20 protein-coding genes are annotated in these 23,305 nt (G+C 69.7%); 8 read left to right on the plus strand and 12 right to left on the minus strand.

Features of this window, described 5'->3' with window-relative positions:
* The first annotated feature begins 115 nt into the window (after positions 1 to 115).
* Complete coding sequence (locus tag NO998_RS03645) at positions 116 to 2,002, plus strand: S9 family peptidase (protein WP_267645681.1); 1,887 nt, start codon at positions 116 to 118, stop codon at positions 2,000 to 2,002.
* A gap of 17 nt (positions 2,003 to 2,019) precedes the next feature.
* Here the strand turns inward: NO998_RS03645 and NO998_RS03650 are convergent, their stop codons facing one another.
* A complete protein-coding gene (locus NO998_RS03650; RefSeq protein ID WP_267645682.1) occupies positions 2,020 to 4,497 on the minus strand; it encodes a hypothetical protein in 2,478 nt (825 codons plus the stop codon).
* 90 nt (positions 4,498 to 4,587) lie between these two features.
* Between NO998_RS03650 and gpmI the strand changes: the two genes are divergently transcribed.
* A complete protein-coding gene (gene gpmI, locus NO998_RS03655) occupies positions 4,588 to 6,117 on the plus strand; it encodes a 2,3-bisphosphoglycerate-independent phosphoglycerate mutase (RefSeq protein ID WP_267645683.1) in 1,530 nt (509 codons plus the stop codon).
* Positions 6,118 to 6,153: 36 nt separating this feature from the next.
* Here gpmI and NO998_RS03660 read toward each other — a convergent pair whose 3' ends face one another.
* Positions 6,154 to 6,798, minus strand: a complete 645-nt coding sequence (locus tag NO998_RS03660; RefSeq protein ID WP_267645684.1) for a TVP38/TMEM64 family protein — start codon at positions 6,796 to 6,798, stop codon at positions 6,154 to 6,156.
* A gap of 122 nt (positions 6,799 to 6,920) precedes the next feature.
* Here NO998_RS03660 and NO998_RS03665 point away from each other — a divergent pair, with 122 nt between their 5' ends.
* Both NO998_RS03665 and NO998_RS03670 read left to right on the plus strand, forming a co-directional pair.
* The gene (locus NO998_RS03665) at positions 6,921 to 7,814 is read left to right on the plus strand and encodes an ABC transporter substrate-binding protein (protein ID WP_267645685.1); all 894 of its coding nucleotides are present in this window, start codon (positions 6,921 to 6,923) and stop codon (positions 7,812 to 7,814) included.
* Between the two features lie 48 nt (positions 7,815 to 7,862).
* Entirely contained in the window at positions 7,863 to 8,981 is a 1,119-nt protein-coding gene (locus tag NO998_RS03670) for an ArsA family ATPase (RefSeq protein ID WP_267645686.1), read from the plus strand.
* 15 nt (positions 8,982 to 8,996) lie between these two features.
* Here NO998_RS03670 and NO998_RS03675 read toward each other — a convergent pair whose 3' ends face one another.
* From NO998_RS03675 to NO998_RS03695, 5 genes are all read right to left on the minus strand, one after another.
* Positions 8,997 to 9,827 (minus strand): SDR family oxidoreductase, encoded by an 831-nt coding sequence (locus NO998_RS03675; RefSeq protein ID WP_267645687.1) that lies wholly within the window; start codon positions 9,825 to 9,827, stop codon positions 8,997 to 8,999.
* Positions 9,828 to 9,919: 92 nt separating this feature from the next.
* Positions 9,920 to 10,711, minus strand: coding sequence for an endonuclease V (locus NO998_RS03680; protein ID WP_267645688.1), 792 nt, complete (start codon positions 10,709 to 10,711; stop codon positions 9,920 to 9,922).
* 1 nt (position 10,712) lies between these two features.
* Positions 10,713 to 11,600 carry a rhomboid family intramembrane serine protease gene (locus tag NO998_RS03685; protein WP_267645689.1) on the minus strand — a complete coding sequence of 296 codons (888 nt, stop codon included), beginning with the start codon at positions 11,598 to 11,600 and terminating at the stop codon, positions 10,713 to 10,715.
* Between the two features lie 42 nt (positions 11,601 to 11,642).
* The gene (locus tag NO998_RS03690) at positions 11,643 to 13,982 is read right to left on the minus strand and encodes an amino acid permease (protein ID WP_267645690.1); all 2,340 of its coding nucleotides are present in this window, start codon (positions 13,980 to 13,982) and stop codon (positions 11,643 to 11,645) included.
* 174 nt (positions 13,983 to 14,156) lie between these two features.
* A complete protein-coding gene (locus NO998_RS03695) occupies positions 14,157 to 15,749 on the minus strand; it encodes a S8 family serine peptidase (RefSeq protein ID WP_267645691.1) in 1,593 nt (530 codons plus the stop codon).
* A 166-nt stretch (positions 15,750 to 15,915) separates the two neighbouring features.
* Between NO998_RS03695 and NO998_RS03700 the strand changes: the two genes are divergently transcribed.
* From NO998_RS03700 to NO998_RS03715, 4 genes are all read left to right on the plus strand, one after another.
* Positions 15,916 to 16,362 carry an NYN domain-containing protein gene (locus NO998_RS03700; protein ID WP_267645692.1) on the plus strand — a complete coding sequence of 149 codons (447 nt, stop codon included), beginning with the start codon at positions 15,916 to 15,918 and terminating at the stop codon, positions 16,360 to 16,362.
* Between the two features lie 40 nt (positions 16,363 to 16,402).
* Positions 16,403 to 17,110, plus strand: a complete 708-nt coding sequence (locus NO998_RS03705; protein ID WP_267645693.1) for a helix-turn-helix domain-containing protein — start codon at positions 16,403 to 16,405, stop codon at positions 17,108 to 17,110.
* A gap of 119 nt (positions 17,111 to 17,229) precedes the next feature.
* A complete protein-coding gene (locus tag NO998_RS03710) occupies positions 17,230 to 17,889 on the plus strand; it encodes an HVO_0476 family zinc finger protein (RefSeq protein ID WP_267645694.1) in 660 nt (219 codons plus the stop codon).
* 39 nt (positions 17,890 to 17,928) lie between these two features.
* Positions 17,929 to 18,714, plus strand: coding sequence for a class I SAM-dependent methyltransferase (locus tag NO998_RS03715; RefSeq protein ID WP_267645695.1), 786 nt, complete (start codon positions 17,929 to 17,931; stop codon positions 18,712 to 18,714).
* 5 nt (positions 18,715 to 18,719) lie between these two features.
* Here NO998_RS03715 and NO998_RS03720 read toward each other — a convergent pair whose 3' ends face one another.
* The 5 genes from NO998_RS03720 to NO998_RS03740 form a co-directional block, all read right to left on the minus strand.
* Entirely contained in the window at positions 18,720 to 19,085 is a 366-nt protein-coding gene (locus NO998_RS03720; RefSeq protein ID WP_267645696.1) for a DUF5830 family protein, read from the minus strand.
* A 40-nt stretch (positions 19,086 to 19,125) separates the two neighbouring features.
* Positions 19,126 to 20,163 (minus strand): aldo/keto reductase, encoded by a 1,038-nt coding sequence (locus NO998_RS03725; protein ID WP_267645697.1) that lies wholly within the window; start codon positions 20,161 to 20,163, stop codon positions 19,126 to 19,128.
* Between the two features lie 46 nt (positions 20,164 to 20,209).
* Positions 20,210 to 20,557, minus strand: a complete 348-nt coding sequence (locus NO998_RS03730) for a TIGR04076 family protein (protein ID WP_267645698.1) — start codon at positions 20,555 to 20,557, stop codon at positions 20,210 to 20,212.
* Positions 20,558 to 20,638: 81 nt separating this feature from the next.
* Positions 20,639 to 21,757 carry a pyridoxal phosphate-dependent aminotransferase gene (locus NO998_RS03735; RefSeq protein WP_267645699.1) on the minus strand — a complete coding sequence of 373 codons (1,119 nt, stop codon included), beginning with the start codon at positions 21,755 to 21,757 and terminating at the stop codon, positions 20,639 to 20,641.
* A gap of 69 nt (positions 21,758 to 21,826) precedes the next feature.
* The gene (locus NO998_RS03740) at positions 21,827 to 23,176 is read right to left on the minus strand and encodes an alkaline phosphatase family protein (protein WP_267645700.1); all 1,350 of its coding nucleotides are present in this window, start codon (positions 23,174 to 23,176) and stop codon (positions 21,827 to 21,829) included.
* Positions 23,177 to 23,305: the final 129 nt, after the last annotated feature.

A 23,305-nucleotide genomic window follows, 5' to 3' on the forward strand; every position in this document is an offset into this window, starting at 1 on the left:
CGCTTGGCGATAGGGAGCAAAAAGGCTGTCTCACTGCGGGACCGCTCTCGCCCCCGTCCCCGCTTGCGTTTCCGGGGGGCAAAGGGCTAACCCCACGGAGCCACCACCCCCGAGCGTGTACCGACGCGACCTGCGGGACACCAGCTACGACGGCTTGCTCGCCGACATGGCGAGTGCCGACAGCGCCGTCGTCGCCGCGCCCGCACCCGACGACGGCCGGATCGCCTACGCGCTGAACCGTGAGGACCAGACCGACCTCTGGCTTCACGAGGACGGGACCGACGCCCGCCTCACCAGCGAGGGCGTCTCCGCCATGCGGCGTGGCCGCGGCGACACCCAGTGGGTCGCGTGGAACCCTGCGGGCGACCGCATCGCCTTCATCGACGCCGCCGGCACCCTCTCGGCCGTCGACGCCGCCACCGGCGAGGTCGAGGCACTCACCCACGGCGACGGCCCGGTGATCGGCCTCGCGTGGGGCGAACACGGCGTCGCCGCCGTCACCAACGAGGTCTCCCGGGCCGCGCTGGTCCTCATCGACCCGGACACCGGGGGCCAGCAGATCCTGGCGGACGACGACTACCTCTACAGCGACCCGCGCTGGGGCGACGACGGACTCTACGCCGTCCGGGCTCCCCACCGTAGCCTGTTCGACTTCGAGGCCGAACTGGTTCGCTTCCCGATTCGGGGTGGCGAGATCGTGGCCGACGCCGAGGTGGTGTTCAGCGAGGATGCCGTCCGCGTACAGACGCCCCGACCCCACCCCCACGGCGAGGGTGTCGCGTTCGTCCACGACGCGAGCGGCTTCGACGCCATCCACTACGCCGACGCGGACGCCGTCGATGCGGCGGCAGGAACCGGAGCCGAGGAGTCGGCCGAGACGACGACGGTCCACGCCGCGGACGGCGTCGAAGTCGGCGCGCCCGCGTGGCACCCCGGCGGCGACCGGCTCGCGTTCACCGCCACCGGACAGGGCCGGAGTAGCCCCGGAACCGTCCCCCTCGACGACGATGCCGACGCCGACCTGCTGAGCACGGACGACGCGTTCCACACCGGCCCGGTCTGGTCCGACGGCGACCTGCTCACGGTTCGTGGCGACCCCACGACGCCGCCGCAGGTCTGGAACGCCGACGCGGGCGCAGCCGTGGTCGAGACCGGCTCCGTCGGCTTCGCGGAGCGTCTCGCCTCCCCCACCGAGTTCACCTTCCGTTCGGGCGCTACCGAGATCCACACCCTCGTCTACCCGCCGGTCGGCGGCTTCCCCGACGAGCCCGATTCGGTGCCCGTGCTCGTCCACCCCCACGGCGGGCCGACGGCGTTCGACGACTTCGGATGGGACTACCGCTCGCAGTACTTCGCGGCGCTGGGCTACGCGGTGGCCATGCCGAACTACCGCGGCTCGGACGGCTACGGCCGCGCCCACCGGATGGCGAACGACGACGACTGGGGCGGCGGCGACCTCGACGACGTGGTCGACGCCGCCGAGGCCGCGGGCGATGCGTTCCCCGCCGTCGACGCCGATCGCGCGGGGGTCTTCGGCGGCTCCGGCGGCGGCCTGATGACGGTGAACGCGCTCGGGAACTCCGACGCCTTCGCCGCCGGCGCGGCGTTCTACGGCGTCTACGACTACGAGACGTTCGTCGACGACACCGACGACATCGGGTGGCAGCTGATGAAGCGCGAACTCGGCGACCTCGCCACCGATCTCGACAACTACCGCGAGGCCAGCCCGATCCGGACGGTCCCCGACATCGAGGACCCCGTCCTCGTCCTCCACGGCGAGGAGGACACTCGCGTGCCGATCAGCCAGTCCGAACAGCTCTGTGCGGAGTTGGAGAAACACGGCAAGCGCCACGAACTGCAGGCTTACCCGGAGGAGCCCCACGGCTTCAGCCAGCGGGAGAACGTCCTCGACGCCTACACGCGGGTCGCGGACCTGTTCGCCAAGTACCTCCGGATCGATCCGGACGCGGGAAGCAGCCGACCGCACCGACCGGACGAGTAGCCGTCGAGCCGCGGCTCTCAGGGGTCGGCGTCGAGTGCGGCCTCGACCCGCGGGAGCATGCGTTCGGCACGCTTGGCCGCGAGCGAGCCGAGCCCCGGTGGGAGCCCCTCACTGCGTTCGACGACCCTGCTGACGGCCTCCAGTCGGTTCCGGAGCGACCCGAGTCGCCGGTCGGCGTTGTCGGCCCGTCCGTTCCGGGACGCGTCCCGCGCCGCGGCAGCCACCAGCAGCGCGGCGTCGACGCTGCGCAGCACGCCCGAGAATCCTGTTTCGGCCGGGGGACCCCGGTCGCCGTCGTCACCGTCGCCGTCGTCACTGTCGCCGTCTTCGTCGTCGCTGTCGTTGCTCCCCAGCTCGTTCGCCGCCGGCTCGAACTGGTCCTCGAAGAGCCCGTCGCCCCAGCCATCGACGGCGTCGGGTCCGTCGTCCGGCCCCCCCAGCACGTCGGGGCTGTTAGTCGGTTCCGGTGTGTCGGTCGTGTTCTCGACGCCATCCGTGGTGTCGTCGATCACCGTCTCGACGGTCTCGCCCACGGCGTCGACCACGTCGCCGGCGTTCTCGTTCGCGCGTTCGACCGCGTCGGCGACCACGTCGTCGGTGACGTTCTGCCCCGTCGGCACGTCGTCGATGCCGTCGGCGTCGCCGTCCTCGAACACCGCGGCCTGCTGGCGCGTCTCCGCGAGGAAGCGCACGAGGTAGTCCGCGAGCGCCGTCTTCCCGGTCCCGACCCCGCCGAGCGAGAGCGTCTCGTCGTCGGCGTTGGGGTTGACCCGGAGCGCGCCCCGCTGGCCCGCGTCGTCGCGGACCTCCGCGGTGTAGGCGCCGTCCCGGTGGGCGTAGATCCCGAACGTTCCGTCCTCGCCCGGCGGGCGCCCGTCGTACAGCGTCCCGGCGAAGTCGTCCTCGAGGCCGATAGCGGTCAGCGTCGTTCCCTCGTCGGACTCCCCTTCGACTTTGACGGCGTCCTCGTTCGCGCTCATCGGGATGGCCCCCTCGACGCCGGCCCGAGTGGTCCCTCCCTCGTGGGTGAGCCGTTCGCTGTAGGGCGACATCCCCGCCCCGTTGACGGTCAGTCGGTGCTCACCCTCGGGGGGGTCGTCGACAGCCAGCACACCCGAGAACGACGGTACCGCCTCGGGGTCGCTCTCCAGCAGCGCGACCGTCTCGATGGAGGGAGCGACGAGCGCGACGCCGTTGCTCCCGGGAGCGTCGTCGGCACCGGTTGCCTCCCGGACCGCGCCGAGGATACGGCTCGCGCTCCCGCCGGCTTGGACCGGCTCGTAGCGGTCGGCGAGCGCGGCGCGGTGCTGGGGTTCGCTGATGTCCGCGGTGGGGGCGTCGAAGCGTGGCTGGTCCCACGGCACCCCCGGCGTATTGAGGTGGCTGGCGATGGCGTCCTCGGCGAACTGTGGGACGGTGAAGCTGAAGCTGAGTTGCGGGCCGGTGAAGTCGGTGATGTGGCTCACCGCCGCGATGTCGATCAGTTCGTAGCGTTCGTCGCCGTCGGCGTCGTCGCGGGCGTCGGGGACGAACGTGATCTCCCCCTCGCGCTTGGGAATGTCCGCGGGCGGGTTCGCCAGTTCGTCGTAGGTCGCCACGGTGAGGTCGTCGGCGAGCAGGTCTTCGGGCCGGACGTTCGGCAGCCGCTCGTGTTCGTGGAGCCGCTCGCCGTCGTACTCGGGGATGGCGTACGGCAGCGTCAGCCCCTCGTCCCGCGGGAGCCCGTAGGCCAGCGGGAACGCGGCCTCCCCGGAGATGACCTCCACGGGGTCGTTGCTGATGTCGGCCGAGAGTTCGCCGAGGTCCGTCCGCTGGAACGACGTGGGTCGGGCGTTGACCCCGAGCGTGCTGGAGTGAGAGCCGACCTCGCTGATGATCGAGGCCCGTTCGACGCTCGGGTCGAGGTACTCGTTGTTTGGCACCGTCCGGGAGTGGGCGGAGGCGACGAACAACACCGGCTGGCCCACGTCGGTCGTCGCAGACGCGTTCGCGGAGGCATCGGCTTCGGTCGGCGATTCGGTCCCGGCGCCGTCGTCGGCCGAGCGGTCGACGAACACGTGCAGCACCTCCCAGTCGTGCCAGTGGAAGTTCGTCGAGAACTGGTCGAACGCCGAGTACATCCAGAACTGGACGCAGGCCAGCGGCGAGTCCGGGTACTCGACGACGTGGTAGAACACCGTCGGGTGGGGGTAGCTCTCCTCCCGGGCGTCAGCCGAGTAGCCGTCGAAGGCGTCGAAGCCGTCGACGACGGTCTCGCCGTCGCGCTCGCTCTCGTACTCGCGTGGGTCCGTGGGGAACCACTGCTCGCGGGCGCCGTAGTAGAGCGTCGGCGCGTGGGCCTCGGCGAGCCGCCGGGACTCCTCGCCCTCGACGAGTCTGGTCTCGGCGGCTTCGGGCTCCCCCCCGAGGGCGAACGCCCCCGCCCCGGCTGCGACTGCGCCGCTGCCGGCCAGCAGCCCGAGCATCTGCCGCCTATCGAGGCTGTCGAGGTCCATACCGATCTGTGGACCGTTTCCCGACGCGCGCGTATGTGTCTGTTGGCCCTCACCGAAGCCGTGATACCGCGGCCAGCCCATCGCTCGAGCATGGACGCAGCACTCGTGATTCTCGACGGCTGGGGGCTCGCTCCGGCCGACCAGCCGGGACGGGACGCGGTCGGGACGGCGTCGACGCCCACCTTCGACGCGCTCCGACAGGACGGCGCGTTCGGCACCATGACCGCCCACGGGCGCCGGGTCGGCCTCCCCGAGGGCCAGATGGGCAACAGCGAAGTCGGCCACGTCCACCTGGGCGCCGGGCGCGTGGTCAAACAGCCCTACACCCGGATCAACGACGCCGTCGCCGCCGGCGAACTGGGGGCGATCGACGCCATCGACGACGCCCTCGCTCACGCCGAGGACAACGACGGCCGAGTCCACTTCATGGGACTCGTGAGCGACGGGGGGGTTCACTCGGACCAGGCTCACCTGCACGCGCTGATCGAACTCGCCGCCGAGCGCGGCGTCGACGCCGTCACCCACGCCTTCACCGACGGACGGGACACGGCGCCCAAGAGCGGCGCCGGCTACCTCACCGACCTCCAACAGGTGATCGACCACCACGAGACCGGCCACGTCGCCACCGTTACGGGCCGGTACTACGCGATGGACCGGGACCACAACTGGGAGCGCACCCGGGACACCTACGACGCGATCGTAAACCGCAGAGCACGATACGAAAGCGCCACCGCGGTGGCTGCAGTCGAGGAGAGCTACGAGCGCGGCGAGACCGACGAGTTCGTCGAGCCGACGCTGATCACTGGCAGGCCGGCGCTCGCCGACGGCGATTCGGTGGTCACGTTCAACTTCAGGGCCGACCGGACCCGCCAACTCTGTCGGCTGCTGAGCGGCGTCGGCGCCGACGAGTGGCCGTTCGACCTCGACCGGCCCGACGTCGAACTGGCAACGATGACCCGGTACGAGGAGACCTACCCGTTCCCGGTGGCGTTCCCGCCGAACGACCCCGAGGGGACCCTCGGGGAACTGTGGGCCGACGCGGGCATGCGACAGCTCCGAGTCGCCGAGAGCGAGAAAGCGCCCCACGTCACCTACTTCTTCAGCGGCGGTCGGGAGTCACCGTTCGAGGGCGAGGAGCGACGCATCGTCGCCTCGCCGGACGTGCCGACCTACGACCAGCAGCCGGAGATGTCCGCCCCGGAGGTCACCGACGCCGCGGTGGCGGCCATCGGCGACGAGGAGCGCGAACCCGACGCGCTCGTCCTCAACTACGCCAACGCCGACATGGTCGGCCACACCGGCGACTTCGACGCCGCCGTCGAAGCCGTCGAGGCGGTCGATCGGGAACTCGGCCGACTCGCCGACGCCGTCGCCGACGCGGGCGGGCACCTCCTCGTGACTGCCGACCACGGCAACGCCGACGACATGGGGACGCCCGAGTCGCCCCACACGGCCCACACGTTCAACCCAGTCCCCGTGATCTACCGCTCGCCGGTGGGTGACTCGGGCGCCCGATCGATCCGCGAGGGGGGGTCGCTCCCCGACGTGGCGCCGACGCTCCTCTCGCTGATGGGAATGGATCAGCCCGAGGTCATGACCGGCGAGTCGCTGTTCGACTGACGGCGACCCGGCGTACCGACACATGGCGTCCGTCGGTCAGTCGAGTCCGGCGGGCCGATCACGGACGTGGCGGTACGCCGGCCCGGCGAGGAGGAGGAGTGCCGCGAGGCCCGCGGCGGCGATCAGTTCCGGCTGGATCACCGAACCCAGACCCTCCCGCAACACGCGGTCGATCGACCGGCCGGCGACGACGCCGGCGACGGCCCACGGCAGTTCACCGATCGCGGTGCCGACCACGAACGCCCGGAGCGGCACGCCCGAGAGGCCGGCCCCGACCGATACAACGTCAGATGGTGCCGGCAGCAGGCGGCTGACGATCACGCCACGGAGGTCGCCGGTGGCGTCGACGGCCCGCGCGCCGGCGGTCGCCAAGCGCCCGCCGTCGGCCGACCGCCGAGCGAGCAGGAACGGCGGGACGCTGGTGAGTGCGATCAGCGCCAGCGCCACCGGCAGCCCCCGGAACCCCCAGCCGTAGCCGGCGACGACGGCCAGCAGCGTGGTTGGCCACGCCAGGAACGGTCGGACGAGCGCCAGCGCGACCAGCGCCGCGCCGAACCGGAGCGGGTCCGCCGCCAGCCAGTCCAGCCGGGAGAGCAGCCACTGGGGGGAGGTCAGGAACGCGCCGACGGCGACGACGAGCAGCAGACCGACCCCGACGAGGAGACGCGAACGTCGCTGCACGGGTACTCTCCTCACCGAAGGGCGATGGGGCTTGTGGTCGGTGGGACGTCCGACCGGGCGGTGACGAAACCATTTACGGTCACACCAACAGCTATTTGCAACCAAAGTCACTTATCACGAACATGCACAGACGAGCGTTGCTCCGGACAGCCGGTCTCGGCGGGTTGCTCGGACTCGCCGGCTGTTCGGCCACCGCCGGGAGCGGCGGTGACGACACCGCGAGTGACCGCGGTCCCTTGACGCTCGCGACGGCGACGACTGCCTACGACAGCGGGCTCCTCGACGCCGTGATTCCCGGGTTCGAGGCACGCTTCGGTGCCGCGGTCCAGACGCTCCCACGCGGGACCGGCGGGTCACTCGAAACGGCTCGGAACGGCGACTGTGACGCCGTGTTGGTCCACGCCCGCCCGCTGGAGGACCAGTTCATCCGCGAGGGCCACGGGATCAACCGGCGGAGCGTGATGGTCAACGACTTCCTCGTCGTCGGCCCGCCCGACGACCCTGCCGGCGTTGCGGGCCTCGACCCCGCCCCGGCGTTCCGAGCCATCGCCGATGCCGGGTCGACGTTCCTCTCCCGGGGGGACCGCTCGGGCACCCACATCCGCGAACAGCGCATCTGGGAGGAAGCCGGCCTCGACCCCGGCGGCGACTGGTACCAGGAGACCGGACAGGGGATGGGCAACACGCTCACCGTCGCCGAACAGATGGGCGCCTACACCCTCACCGACCGCGGGACGTTCCTCACCGTCCGGGAGGGGTCGCTGACGGCTCACGTCGACCGCGGCATCGACGACCCGCCGGCGCTGCTCCGGAACGAGTACGGGATCATCCCGACCAACCCCGCGCGCCACGAGGCCGCCTACCCGCTGGCGATGGCGTTCGTCGGCCACCTCACCGGCCCGGCCCGCTCGACCATCGCCGAGTTCCGCGTCGACGACCAGCGGGCGTTCCGGCCCCTCGGGGGCGGCGAGGGGCCCGACTTCGATCAGTACGTCCCCACCGAGTGGGAGGACTGAGCCAGTCGGACCGAGAGACACACAAGTCCTCGCGCCCGAACCCGGATAATGACCGAAATCGACGTGGAGCCGGTGGACTCCGTCGACGACGACACTGACACCGTCGACGTGTCGGGCCACGACGACCACGACGCCCCCGAGACGCTCGCCGCGGACACGCCCCTCCCGACCGATATCGACGCCCCGGAGTACGTGCTCTACGGCGGCAAAGGCGGCGTCGGCAAGACGACCTGCGCGGCCGCCACCGCACTCGCTTCGGCCGCCGACGGCACGAAGACGCTGGTCGTCTCGACCGATCCGGCTCACTCCCTTTCGGACACACTCGACACCGACATCCCCGCCCACCCGAGTCGACTCCGCGAGGACGTGCCGCTCTGGGGCGTCGAGATCGACCCCGACGCCGCGATGGAGGAGGGCTTCTTCGCCGCCCAGCAGGAGGAGGGGCCCGTCGGCGACCTCGCGGGGCTGCTCGGCGGCGAGGGCGGCGGGATGGAGTCGCTTCTCGGCGGCACCATGCCCGGCGCCGACGAGGCGGCGGCGATGCAGAAACTGATCGAGCACATGGACGACCCCCGCTTCGACCGCGTCGTCGTCGACACCGCGCCGACGGGTCACACGCTGCGCCTGCTCCAACTGCCCGAGATGCTGGACACGATGGTCGGCCGGATGGTCAAACTCCGCCAGCAGTTCTCCGGGATGATGGACGGCATTAAGGGGGTGTTCGGCGGCGGCGCCGGCGACGACGCCGGGAGTCAGGACCTCGACGAACTCAAAGCCCGCATCGAGCGGCTCCGAACGCTCCTTCGGGACCCCAACCGGACGGACTTCCGGGTCGTGATGGTGCCCGAGACGATGAGCGTCGTCGAGTCCGAACGCCTCGTCGGACGGCTGGAGGAGTTCGAGATCCCCGTCAGCACGCTGGTCGTCAACCGCGTGATGGAGAACCCGGCCGACGTGGCCGACCTCGCCGACCTGGACGACGACTGGGTGGTCACGCCGAACCTCAAGGACTGTGCGTTCTGCCAGCGCCGGTGGTCGGTCCAGCAGGACGCTCTGAGCCGCGCGAGCGACCTCTACCGCGGCCGCGAGGTCAAGCGCGTGCCGCTGCTGGCCGACGACGTGCGCGGCGAGGCGGCGCTGCGCGTGGTCGCGGCCTGTCTGAACTGAGGAGAGAGCGGCCGACTACGCGAGTCGGTTGCGCGCGAACCGAATCGCGGCGTCGACCAGCGAGTCCGGCAGGAACCGTGCCTTCACGAGCAGCCCCGCGCCCGTACCGACGGGCATCCGCGCGGGCGGGTCGGTGAGGTTCGCGGCGTCGAGGATGCAGTCGGCGACGACGTCGGGTTGGATCGCCCCGGGGCCGCCGCCAGCCAGCGTGTCGCTGTCCTCGAAGAGACTCCAAAACCAGTCGTAGGCGCCGGTACGCTCCCGGCCGTCGGCCTCCTCGTTCGCGCGCTCGGTGAACTTCGTCTCCACCGGGCCGGGCTCGACCAGCACGGCGTCGATGCCGTGGCCCTCGACCTCCCAGCGGAGCGCGTCGGTCATCGCCTCCAGCGCGAACTTCGACCCCGAGTAGGCGCCGCCGCCGGGCATCGAGATCCGGCCGGCGACCGAGGAGAGGTTCACGACCGTCCCCTCGCCGGCCTCGCGCATGTGCGGGAGGACCGCCTTGGTGAGTCGGTGGGGACCGTAGACGTTCACCTCGAACTGCTGTTCGAGTTCCTCGGTTTCGAGTTCCTCCGTCGGCGCGAACTGGGCGTAGCCCGCGTTGTTGACCAGACAGTCGATCCGGTCGTCCTGCCTGAGCATCCGGTTGACGACGTTCCGTACGTCGCTGTCGTCGGTCACGTCGAGCGCGTTGATCCTACAGTCCTCGCGCTCGCCGAGGTCGGCGATGTCGTCGGTGTCGCGCGCCGTCGCGTACACCGTCCAGCCGTCATCGAGGAACGCCTCCGCGGTGGCGCGGCCGATGCCGGACGAGCAGCCAGTGATGAGCACCGTCTCCGGTCGCATAGCTCACCGCTGGACCGGCCGAGGGTTAAGTGTGAGCAAAGCGGGACGCGGGAACGCGGTGGTTCGGGGACGCGGCGACGCGGCGGCCGGGGCTACTCGTACCCTGCCTTCACTTCGTCGGCGTAGGCGTCAGCCAGACGCGTGGGTTCGGGGAGTTTGTAGCCCGCACAGAGCGCGTCCACGAGCTTCACCGTCGTCGCCGCCGAGACGCGGTGGCCCGGCGAGACGTACAGCGGGTTGATCGACTGGCTGCGGTCCCACTGCCGGGACTGGTAAGCGTGCCCGATGACGGTGCCGTCCGGCGCCTCGACGTTCGGTCCCGCTTCGATCGGCGTCGACCAGCCCGCCGGGCGGTCGTCGACGGCCTCGCGGGGCTCGCCACAGAGGAGGCTCTTCGCGACGCCGATGCTCGGGAGGTCGAGGATGACGCCGACGTGGGTCGCGATGCCGGCCTCCCGGAAGTGGATCCGGCCGGAGCCGTCGAACACCGCGAGGTCGGGTTCGGCGCTCAGTTCCTCGAAGGCGGCGAGGATCGGGCCGCCCTCGCGGAACGCGAGCAACCCGGGGATGTACGGGATCGACAGCGGGCTGACCGCGTGGGCCCGTTCGATCACGGCGCCGTCCTGGATCGCGACGACCGCCGAGACCGCGCGGCCGTCGAGGAACGCCTGATCGACCCCCACGATGACGGGGGCGTCACTCGCGACGAGGCGCTCGTTCCCGCTCGCGTCGGCGTCGGCGGGGCCATCGAGGGACACGTCGTCGGGGTCGAAGTCGAGATCGTCCGTGAAGACGGCGGCCTCGGCGATATCGCGCTGGAGTTCCTCCATCTCCGCCCGGGAGAGCGCGGGGTCGGGCCGGAACTCGGGTCGGTCGGGGCGCACGTCAGAACCGGCCGCCGCCGCGGCGACCGGGGCCGCCCGGGCCGCCGCCGCCGAACTGGAGGCGCTGTGGCGGCTCGACTTTCCCTTGGACGTACGTGCCGTAGAGCAGGCCGACCGCCAGCCCGGCGAGGTGTGCCCAGTGGGCGACGTTGCCGCCACCCTCGGCGACCCCGAACCCCTGAAGCAGGCTGAACGCGGCGAAGCCGATGGTCAGCAGCCAGATCGGCACCGGCAGTAGGAAGTAGAGGTAGACCGTCAGCCCGGGGTTCAGGATCGTCAGCACGCCCATGATCGCCAGGAGCGCGCCGCTGGCGCCGACGACGCCGACGGAGACGTCGGGGCCGACCAGCAGGATCGTCGCCCCGATCTGGGCGAGGCCGGCGATGGCGCCGGAGGCGAGGAACAGCGCCGCGAAGCGCTTGCTTCCCAGCCGCCGCTCGACCACCTGGCCGAAGAAGAAGATCCCGATGCTGTTGGTGACGATGTGGACGATCCCCCCGTGGGCGAACACCGAGGTGAACCACGTCCAGACGTACTCGGGGTGACTGGATCGGAGGACGAACAGCGTCGCCTCGAGCTCCGGGGCCACCAGTCGCAGCGCGATCTGAGTCACCCACGTCACCCACATCGCCAGCAGGAACACGAACGTCGTGTTCCCGCGGAAGTAGCTCCGCCACGTCGAGGTCGCGCGGTCGCGCACGTTCCCGACGGCCCCGCCCGAGCGGCCGCCCCCGGTGTCGTCGTCGTACAGGCCGACGGGGTCGTCCCACTGTAGCCCCGGACAGTCGTGGTTCTCCGGGAGCCGGTGTTCCGAACAGAAGGTCCCCCCACAGCGCCGACACTCGTAGGGCATGTTCTCTTGCTTGCCACACACGTCACAGGTCGCCATTGGGGAGGGGTAGCAGGCGCCGGCTAATAGGTCTGGGGCTCTCTACCCGAGCAGCTTCCGGAGGTAGCGGTAGGGGGCGAACAGCGCCTCGCCCAGCCGTCCCCGCATCCCGCCGGCCGCCGCCGTCGCGTAGACGATCACCGGCACGTCCCGCTCCTCTGCCAGCGACACCGCGCGGTCGGTCGTCGACCCGAACACCCACTGCCGGAGGAGCCGCGTCCGGGTCGCGCCGATGGCGAGGACGGCGTCGTGTTTCGCCGCCTCGTCGATCAGCGCCCCGGCGATGTTGTCGCTCGTGACCTCGTGGACGTGCACGTCCTCGTCGTCGTCGAACACCGACAGGGTCGGCTCCACGTCCTCGGCGACGCCGCTCTCGCCCTCGGGGTCGACGCTGACCACGTCGATCCGGCTCCCTTCGTCGCCCAACCGCTCGGCGAGGTCGAGCAGCGCGTTGTGGTGCGGCCCACCGCCGGCGCCGATGGTGAGCCGTGCGAGGTCGGCCGGTCGATCCCCGCCGCCGACGAACAGCGTGTCACACGGCGCCTCGTACTCCACCTGCTCGGTGATGTGGGGGTTCTCCTCGGGAATCCCCATCAGAATGCGGTCGACGCCGTCGTCCCGAGCCGTCTGGAGGATGTCGAACGCCACGTCCCGCGAGACGTGCCCCTCTGCGAGCAGGTCCGCGGCGACCTCCCCTTCGATCCCGGCGAGTTCGTCCTCCAGCCGATCCATACGCTCCTCGGCGGTGTCGAGGAACGCCGTCGAGTCGGCCTGATCGGGGACGTTGACGATGTTGAGCACCTTCACGACCGGCGTCCCCTCGTAGAGTGCGCCGATCCGGGAGGCCAGCCGCGCGTGGTCGGTCGCCCGTTCGAGGCGGTTGATCGGCACCAGCACGGTGAACCGGTCCTCGTCGCCCGCCGGCCGGACCTCGCCGCCGCCGATGGAGCTGACCACCTGCCGCTCGCCGGCGGCCCGCTGGACCAGTTCCTCGGCCTCGGGCGCGCCGCCCCAGAGGACGTAGGCGCCGACGACCAGCAGCGTCAGGCCGACGCCGATGATCACGCCGAGCGTCGGGAGCTGGGTCACCAGCGCGACGTTTGCCAGCACGCCGACGACCGGGAGGTAGGGGACGAGCGGCATCTCGAAGCCGCGGGTGAGGTTCGGCTCGTTCCGCCGGGAGTAGATCAGCGTGACGTTGACGACCGACAGCGGCACGAGGAGGTTGAACGTCGCGAAGCCGGTCAGCGGGTCGAGACCGAGTTCGGGGACCGCCTCGATCGCACCCAGCACGCCGTTGTGGCCGAACAGCGTCATGAACACGAGGATGAGGCCGGCGATCACGGCAGTCGCGCTCCCGACCGAGTAGAACGGCGTCCCGTAATCGGGGTGGATGCGGGAGAACTTCCGCGGGGCGTGACCCTGTCGGCCCATCAGGGAGCCGATCCCGGAGGCCGCGAGGATCGACGCGTTCGACGCCGACACCATCGAGAACACCGCGCCGGCGACGATCAGCAGTTGGCCGACCGGGCCGAGGAAGGCCGCGGCGACCTCGCCCATCGCCGTCTCGCCGGCCTGTAGCACCTCCGCGCGCGGTCGGCCGGCGATGGTCGCGGGGGTGTTGACCATCGCGATGATGACGAACGTGTAGAGGACGGTGACGGTGACGATCGAGGCCGCGATCGCTTTCGGCACCGTGTTCTTCGGGTCGATGATCTCGCCGGCGGAGGCCGCGATGGCCGAGAACCCGAAGAAGGTGATGAACGCCAGCGCCGCCACCGAGAGGATATCGGTCGACTGGCCGGTCAGGCTGCCGAAGTCGCCGGTGAACGTCGTCGTCGCCTCGGCGGGGCCGGCGAAGTTGATCGCGCCGCCGATGAACACCAGTAGCACCGCCACCTTCGCCCCCGTGACGATCACTTGGAAGGTACCTGACTCCTCGGTCCCGCGGGCGTTCAGCGTGCCCAGCAGGACGGCCGCGGTGATCCCGACGGTCCCGTGAGGGAGCGCCGACCCCACCCACTCGGGGAGGATGAACAGGAAGAACCACTCGTCCATCGTCGCGAGGTAGAACGCGGTCGTCCCGGTGTAGCCGAGGAACAGCGAGGCGCCGATAGCGTAGGTCAGCAGGTCCTGCTCCTCGAAGGTGCGGGAGGTGAAGAGGTAGCCGCCGCCGTTCTCGGAGTAGATCGAGGCGAACTCCGAGTAGGCCGCGGCGGTGATGCTGGCCACCAGCGCCGCGATGACGAAGGCGATGACGGCGCTCGACCCGATCAGGTGGACCGCCTTCCCCGACAGCGAGAAGATCCCCGCCGCGATCATCGTCCCCAGCCCCAGTGCGAACGCCACACGGAAGCCGAGTGTTCGGGTTCGCTCTACCACGTCAGACCACCCGTCGCCGGCCGGCGGGCGACGGAACGACCCACGTGCAGCGGCGTCACAGACATGGCCCGAGACTGCTCAGTGGGCACGAAAAAAGGCATCGGGTGGCGGACGGTTTGTTGGCTGTCTGACCCGCCTTCGCCATCGTCGGCGATCGAGGTGGCGCTCGCCGCGTTACTGGTACTCCGTGACCGTCACCGTGTAGCTCCCCGACCCGCTGTAGGAGTCCACGTCGATCTGGAGGTCGGTCGAGTCGTCGGGCGCGTCGACCACGATGGTCTCCTGACTGTCGGCGGTGTAGGAGGCGTAGTCGTAGTCGCCCGGCGACGCGTTCGCGGTGGTGCCGGTGTTGAGGTAGAGGTCGAAGTCCGCGTCGGCGGGCCCGTCGAGTTCGACCACGACCTGCGAGGGCGCGTCGTAGGTCCACCCGTAGCTGTAGTCGTCGTAGTCGGCGTAGCTCGAGAGGCTCCCGTTGACCGACGTGGTGGTGGAGTCGCCGGTGCCGCCGTCATCGCCGCCGTCGCCACCGTCCCCCCCGCCGCTTCCGGGTTCGGTCGTCACCGCCGCCGCGGCGTCGACCTGCCCGCTCCCCTGCTGAGTGCTCGGGAGGCCGATGTCGCCGGCCGTCGACTTGAGGTGGTTCCGGAGGTCGGCGTTCGAGAGGCTCCACTGGGCGAGCGTCAGGCCGGCGACGCCCGAGACGACCGGCGTCGCCATCGACGTGCCCGAAAGCTGTTCGTAGCTCCCGCGGGTTTCCGTCGTCGTCGAGAGCACGTCGACGCCCGGCGCGGCGAGTTCGACGGCGTCGCCGTACTGGGAGAACGACGCGAGGTTCTCGGCGTCGTCGACCGCCGAGACCGCCATCGACTCCGAGTACGCCGCCGGGTAGGAGACCGACGAAGAGCCGTTGTTCCCCGCGGCGGCCACGACGAGCGCGCCGTTGTTCGTCGCGTAGCTCACGGCGTTTTTCATCGTCTCCGTGTAGCCGCCGCCACCGAGGCTGAGGTTGACCACGTCGGCGCCCTGGTCGGCGGCCCACTGGATCGCGTCGGCGATGTCGGCGGTGGAGCCGCTGCCGTTCTCGTCCAGCGCGCGACCGTTGATCAGCGTGGAGTTCCCCTGCCCGGCGACGCCGGTGCCGTTGTCGACGACGGCCGCCGCACAGCCCGAAACGTGCGTGCCGTGGTACTCGTCGGCCGGCACGTCCGGGTACGGGTCCGCGTCGCTGTCGACGAAGTCACGCCCGGGGTCGCTGGCGTAGTTGTCCGCGAGGTCCGGGTGGTCGTACTGGGCGCCCGTGTCGACGACCGCGATGGTCACCGACGAGTCGCCGAAGGTCGTGTCCCACGCCGTCGGCGCGTTGACCTGCTCGGGGGCGTACTGGCTCCCGAACTGTGGGTCGTTCGGTGTCGCGAACGCCTCGTGGGTCGCGTTCGTCTCGGCGTACTTGACGTGGTCTTTGGCCGTAACCGCCTCGATGAAGTTCTCGCGTGCGGTGTCGGCGGCCTCGCTCGGGAACTGCACCGCGACGTAGCGAAGCGTCTCGTTCGTGTGGACGATCTCCGCGTTGCCCGGCACGTACTGTGCGACCGTCGAGGGCACGTCCTCCGCCGTCGCCGACACGCCGACGAGCACCTCGTCCGGCTTCGCCCCCGGCTGTCGGCCCGGGGTTGCGGTCCCCGTCCCGGCCAGCCCGGCAGTCAACCCAGCGATACCGACTCCTTTCAGGAAGCGACGCCTCGCCCAACTGTTGTCACCATCTGCCATGGTTCGAACACACAACGAACACGACAGTATTTATTATTTACTGTTAGTACTGTATCTATCTAGATATAGCGTTAAACGATCAACGAAAGTAGTTCATTCATCACGCTATCTAGTAGTTATCGATCGCTCCCGGAAGCGATTTAGAGGGGCGGCCGCAGGGACGGCTATGAGCTTGCTTCGGCGCCTCCTCGGTGGGCAACGCGAGGGCGTGGCGCTGTTCGTCGACGGGCCGAACGTGTTGCGCGAGGAGTTCGACGTGGACCTGGACGACGTCCGTGCGGCCGCGGCCGCGTCCGGCCGGGTCGTCGCCGCACGCCTCTACCTCAACGAGCAGGCACCCGGCAGCCTGATCCGGGCGGCCGAGGCCCACGGCTTCGAGGTGATCACGACCAGCGGCGACGTGGACGTGAAACTCGCCGTCGACGCCGCGGAGTTCGTGCTCCGGAACCGCGTCGAGACTATCGCCATCGCCTCCCGGGACACCGACTTCAAGCCCGCACTCGAGCTCGCGGGCCGGGAGGGCGTCCGCACGCTCGCCATCGCGCCGGGGAGCTACGGCCGCTCGGACGCGCTCCGGACGGCTGCCGACGAGAGCATCACCCTCGAGGAGTAGCACCGACACGCCTATCTCGGCGCCGTGCCGACCCGGGAACGTGAGCGAGAACGCAGAGCGTCGGCTCGCACGGCGCATCGCGGGCGAGGTGGTCCTCTCGGACGACCCCGGTGCGACGCTGCGGAAGTGGCGCACCGACTTCGAGGTGTCCCAGACGGCGCTGGCCGGAGAGATCGACGTCTCCTCCTCGGTGGTTTCGGACTACGAGAGCGGTCGCCGGGAGAGCCCCGGGATCGGCGTCGTCCGGCGGCTGGTGGAGGGGCTGCTGGCCATCGACGCCGCCCGGGGTGGCGCCCACATCCGACAGTACGCACGGGTCGTCAGCGCCGGCTTCGAGAGCGACATCGTCCTCGACCTGCGGGAGTACTCCCGGGCGGTCCCCATGGACGAGTTCTACGCGGCCACCGGTGCGACCGAACTCGCCGACAGCGGCGCCGAACACGTCAACGGCCACACCGTCATCGATAGCATCGAAGCGATCACCCGGCTCTCCAGCGAGGAGTTCTACCGGCTCTACGGCGAGAGCACCGATCGCGCACTCGTCTTCACGGAAGTCACGCGCGGGGAGTCGCCGCTGGTGGCGCTGCGCGTGCTGACGCCGACGCCGAACACGGTCGTCCTCCACGGGATCGAACCCGAGGACGTGTGGGACCACGCGCCCGCGCTGGCCAAGCGCGACGGGTTCTCGCTGGCTACCTCGACCAAGGACTTAGACGAGATGCTGGCGGACCTGCGGGCGCTGCCCTGAGCGGTCGGCGGCGCTCGACACTGGCCCTGTTCCCGCATCGCCCGTCGGCCCCACGCCCCGCCGTGTCACGGTTCCCCGCGAAAACGCGGGTTTAAACCGCCCCAACGGCAATCGGGCGTATGAGCGAGTCCGCAGAGCGTCTGCCGCTTCCCTGCCCGTCGTGTTCGCCGGGCGAGGAGACGGTCCACGAGGTGCTGTCCCCCGGCGGTCAGACCACGGTTCGGTGTACGGAGTGTGGCCACGTCCACAAGGAGAAGATCGAGACCCCTGACGAGGTCACCGTCGACGTCGTCGTCTCGCAGGACGGCGACTCCTACAAGGCGACCCTGAACGCCGTCGCCGAGGAGGAGATCGAAGCCGGCGACGAGTTCGTCGTCGAGACCCCCGAGGCGATCCAGCAGGTCCGAGTCACGAGCCTCGAAATCGGTCCGGAGCGACGCACCGAACACGCCGAGATGAGCGAGGTCGACACCGTCTGGAGCCGCGTCGTCGACAACGTCGGCGTCAACGTCACCATCCACCCGAAGGAGGGTGACAGCCGCTCGGAGAAGTCCCGAAGCACCAAGGCGTTCCTGCCCGGCGACTTCGAGTTCAGCGTGGGCGAGACCTACGAGTTCGGCGACGACGAGTTCGAGGTCGAGAGCATCCAACTCCGCGACGACGTGGCCGACGACTACCGACACAAGAAACTCGACCACGAGGGCGACACCGCCTTCGGCAAGGACATCAAGCGCGTCTTCGGCCGCGACACGAAGACCAGCGCCTGGTCGGCCTGGTAGTCCGGAAAGCCTCTTTTCACCCGGCGCCCGATCGCTCCCGTGAGCGACCCCGCCGCACGCTTCGAGTCGACTGCCGAACAGTACGCCGTCTACCGCCCGGAGTACGACGACCGGGCTCTCGACTACCTCCGCGAGCGATTCGACCTCGACGGCACGGGTCGCCTGCTCGATCTCGGCTGCGGGACCGGCCGCCTCGGCGTCGCGCTCGCGCCCGACGTGGGTGAGGTCGTCGGCGTCGACCCAAACGAGGCGATGATCGAACACGCCCGCGAGCGCGCGAACGTCGTCGGCGAGACGAACACCGACTGGCGGGTGGGTAGTGACGCCGACCTCGCCGGGATGGCCGACGACCTCGACCCGCTCGGGCTGACAGTCGTGGGGCGGTCGTTCCACTGGATGGATCAGGGGCGCACGCTCGAGACGCTCCACGAGATCACCGAGTCCGGCGGCGGCGTCGCCCTCCTCAGCGACACGGAGTGGCTCGCCCGTGGCACTGCGGACTGGCAGGACGCGGTGTACGACGCCGTCGCCGAGTACCTCGACGACCCACCCGAGCGGACTGGCCCGGTCGAGTACGACGGGTCGTGGATTCGGGCAGTCGCCGACCACGGGTTCGACGACGTCGAACGGCACAGCTTCGAGGTCGAACGCGAGTGGGACGACCGGAGCGTGATCGGCTACCTCCTCTCGCTCTCGTTCTGTTCGCCCGCGGTTCTCGGCGACGACCGCGAGGCGTTCGAACACGCAGTGCGGGAGCGACTGTCGGCGTTCGAGGCGCCGTACGAGGAGGCGGCGACCGTCGAACTCATCGCCGGTCGGCGGTAGGGCGGCTACTCCCGACCCAGCACTTTCCGCACGCACGACGGCCCGAACGGACCCAACTCCCCGCTCTCGAACTGCACGAAGTGACCCGTCGAGATGCTCGCGCCACAGCGCCGGCAGTCGTAGTCGCCGTCGCGCTGGACTACGTCGCTACCCATCCGCACGAACGTCCCCCCCGTGCGAGTGCGCAGTCGACCGTCCTCGCGCTCGATCAGCCCGCGCTTCTCGGCGGCGTCGAGGATCTCCCGAGTGAGCGAGGGGCTGGTGGTCACCGCCTCCAGCCGGTCGATCGTCTCCGCCAGCGAGAGCTCCTCGTCCTCCAGATGGGCGAGCAGTTCGAGGCCGAGCTCCTTTTTCGCCTCGCGGGTCGACACGGGCGGGCGTTCTCGGCCGGGGCGCTTGAGCGTTGCGTGGTCACTCCTCGTTGAGTTCGTACTTCATGATCTCGGCGTGGCGGCCGCCGGGTTCCCGTTCGAGGCCGTAGACCTCGCCCGGCACGTCCCGCAGGTCGTCAGTGGCCGCTTCGAGGCGCGCCACGTCCTCGGTGTCGAGGGAAACCTCGGGCGTCCGGACGGTGTCCTCGAGGTGGTCGGTGTTCCGGGCGCCCACGATGGCGGCGCGGACGGCGGGTCGGTCGAGGACGAAGGCCGTGGCGACGTTGGCGACCGAGGCGTCGTGTTTCGCTGCGACCTCCCCCACGGTGTCGAGCAGGGACTGGTAGCGCTCCCAGCCGCCGGCCTCCTCGATGATGAGTTCGTACTTCGTCAGCGAGCGGTTCTCCATCTCCCCCGTCGGCTCGGGGGCGCCGCGGTAGGCGTCGGTGAGGAAGCCGCCGGCCAGCGAGCCGTAACAGAGCAGGCCGATGTCGTTGGCTCGGCAGTAGTCAGCCAGCCTGCGCTCGGGGCGGCGGTCGAGCAGCGAGTACTGCACCTGGTTGCTGACGACGGGGACCCCGGCGTCGACGAGTTCGGCGAGGTGGTCCCGGTCGAAGTTCGTCACGCCGACGTGGGCGATCTTCCCCCGCTCGCGCAGGTCCGCGAGCGTCCGGGCCGCGTCGACGTAGCCCGGCGTGTCGAAGTCCCACCAGTGGAACTGGACCAGATCGAGCGTCTCGACGCCGAGGCGCTCCCGCGAGCGGTCGATGATCCGTTCGACGTACTCGGGGGTAACCTCGTCCAGCCGGCTCCGGTCCGGGACGAACTTCGTGTGGACGTTGATCGGTGCCGGCTCGCCGCGGCGCTCCTCGTAGGTCGCGCGGAACTCCCCGATGAGGGCCTCGACGCCGGTGTAGATGTCCGCGCAGTCGAACGTGGTGATCCCCCGGTCGACGAAGGCGAACATGTCCTCGACCGGCGTCGCGCTCCGGTCGTCGCTGTGGTCGGTCGCGAGCTGCCAGCCGCCCTTGATGATCGGCGAGACCTCGTACCCCTCGACCAGTTGGCGTGACTCCATCGAACGTCCCGTTTGTCGCGTCGCGCTTAACGTTACGCCCCGCGGGTCAGCGGTCGGTGTCGAGGGCCTCCCCCGACACCTCGTCGTGGTCGAAGCGGCGTTTCTCCGTTCGCGTGATCCGGAACACGCCCTGTACGTTCGGGTCCGGCCCAGAGACGCGGGTGTCCGTGGTCATCCAGTCGTTGGGGTGAGTCTCGCGCTGCTTCGCGGGCAGCAGCGGCAACAGCGCCGACAGCGCGTACATCGAGAACGTCTGGCCCTCCGGGAACACCAGTTCCTCGCCGTGAACTTCGAAGTAGTCGCCCACTTCGTAGCTCGCTACCGGTTCGCCTTCGATATCGACACACTCCACTCGCAGGTCGTACAGTTCGAACGCACCCTCGTCGTCGGTCATCGGCGCTTCTCGGGCCGGTGGGGGAGAAAAGCTATCGGCGCAATAGGGAATTCCCTATCGCAGCATGAGGTGTATTCTTCCCTATTCGGCGCCGGGCTCCCCCGCGAAGAACTCCGCTAACCGGTCGGCAGCCTCCTCGACGCGCGGGGTGACGAGCGCGAAGCGGAGCCAGTCGTCGTAGGCGTCGCCGAACCCCTCGCCGGGCATCCCGGCGACGCCGGCCTCGTCGATGAGGCGTTCGACGTTCTCCATCGTTCCGGGGTACCCTTCGAAGCGAGCCATCACGTAGAACGCGCCGTCCGGTCGGGTGTACTCCGCACCGGCGGCGTCGAGCGCGTCGGTGAACGTGTCCACGCGCTCGCGGATCAGCTCACGGGCGGCCTCGTAGTAGGCGGCGTCGGCGCCGTCGAGTCCCCGGAGAACGGCGTGTTGGCCGGGCCGGGTGGTAGCGACGTTGACGAGCATGTGCCGAGCCTTCGCGTTCTCGACGAGCCACTCCGGGAATATCGCGTAGCCCACGCGGAAGCCGGTGATCGCCAGCGACTTCGAGAAGCCGGAGGTGACGATCCGGTGGTCTGAGTCGATGGTGAGTGCGGACTCGAACTCCCCGGAGAGGTCGAAGTGGTCGTACACCTCGTCGACGACCGCCAGCGCGTCGTACTCCTCACAGAGGCGGATGATCGCTTCGACCTTGCTGTGGTCGTAGACGGCGCCGGTGGGGTTGTTGGGCGTGTTGAGCACCACGAGCGCGGTCTCCTCGCTCATCGCCTCACGGTAGGCGTCGACGTTCAGGCTGCCGTCGCGGTTCGCCGGGACGAACGTCGCGTCGCCGCCAAGTATCTTCGTCTTCCCGGGGTAGTAGGGGTAGACCGGATCGGTGAGCAGCACCTCGTCGCCGGCCTCGCGCTCCAGCGCAGCGGCCATCCCGAGGTAGTTCGCCTCGCCGGTGCCGTTGGTGATCACCACTCGCTCGGGGTCGACGCCGCGTCGCTCGGCGATTTCGGCGATCAGTTCGGGCGTCCCCTGGCTCGGCGGGTACTGGAAGCGGTCCGGCTCGAACTCGGCGTACTCTCTCAGCCCGTCCCGGAGCGCCTGCGGTGGCTCCCAGTCGGGGTTGCCGCTGACCATGTCGATCACGTCGCCCTCGGCGTCGCCGACGTAGCCCATCACGTGGAAGAACTTGGGCTCCTCGTACTCCATACCCGGTGCTGCGGCGGGGAGGGGTATGCCGCTTTCGGCGTCGCGGGAGAAACTCGGGTCGCGGTCGCCTCAGTTCCGGACGAGGCTGGCACCGTCGAACTCGGTGCGGGAGAACTCCATCTCCATCAGGTCGAGGATCGTCGGCGCGATGTCGAGTAGGTCGCTGTCCTCGATGTCGGCGTCGGGGGTGTCGATGAACAGCGAGGCGTTGTCGAAGCTGTGCATCCCGTTCCGGGGACCGTCGGCGAACACGTCGCTGCCGCCGGTGAAGCCGGCCTTCAGGTCGAAGCCGTGGTTCGGGATCGCCACCAGGTCCGGCGCGATGTCGTCGTGGTCGCCGCGGAACGCCTCCTCCTTGACGACGACGCGTTCACAGACCTTCCGGCCGTCGGGGCCTTCGAGCGCCTCGAGTTCGGCCTTGAGTTCCTCGCGGACCTCCTCGTAGTCGTCCTTGGGGACGCTACCGCGGGGTTCGCGGTCCTCGAGATTGATGTAGAACCGGCCGGGGATCAGCGAGTACGCCGTCGTGTCGTCGGCGATGTCGCCGAGTTCCTCGTGGCCGTCGTCCTCGTAGGAGAGCCAGCCCTCCTGTTCCAGCCACTCGTTGAAGTGGACCTCGTAGTCGAGGCTCGTGAACCCGTGGTCGGAGGCGACGATCAGGGTGGTGTCCTCCGCGAGGCTCTCGCGGATCTCGCCGATGTACTCGTCGAGTTGGCGGTAGAACTCCATGAACGCCTCCTTGTCCGGGCCGTCGCGCTCGTAGTCCTCGAACAGGAAGTGGTTGACTCGGTCGGTCGTCATGAACACGCCGAAAAAGAGGTCCCAGTCGTCCTGATCGAGGTAGTGGGTGAACGCCTCGTAGCGCTTGTCCAGCGTCTTGTGGGCGTCGGCCATGAACGGCGACTTGTCGTCGTCGTGGCCCTGCTTCACGTCGGCGTCGATCTTGTAGTCGATCGACTCGAGGTACTCGCGGAGTTCGTCGGGGTAGGCGGCCTTCTCGACGCTGGGCGAGAGGAAGCCCGACACCATGCGCTGGACGTTGCGCTGGGGCGGGAACGTCACGGGGACGTTCATCACCGTGGCGTCGCGGCCGTCGTTGGCGACGCGGTCCCAGAGGCGGGTCGCCTGCACGTCACGACCCATCGGCACGTACGTGTCGTAGGTGCCGATCTCGCGGTCCTGGAAGCCGTAAACGCCGGTTTCGCCGGGGTTGACGCCGGTGGTGAGGGAGGGCCAGCAGGCGCTCGATTCCGGGGGTACGATGCTGTCGATCGGACCGGCACTTCCTTCCTCGGCGAGGGCGGCGAAGTTGGGGAACTCGTCCGGGTGGTCGTCGAGGAGGCTGAACGGCACGCCGTCGATACCGAGAAAGACGACCCGAGGCGCGCTGTCGCCCCGGAGTCGGTCGAACAGTCCCATGCCCCGAATTACCGCCGAACACCTTAAGAAGCTTCCCTCTACGGAGTGCCGGGCCGACCCGGTCCCGCGGTGACGGCCGGCCGTAGGCGAGGAGTGTCTGCGGCCCGGACCACCGCCAATTAACTCCGC

Origin of the sequence: Halolamina litorea (assembly GCF_026616205.1) — an archaeon.
In the GTDB taxonomy this organism is placed as follows: Archaea; Halobacteriota; Halobacteria; order Halobacteriales; family Haloferacaceae; genus Halolamina; species Halolamina litorea.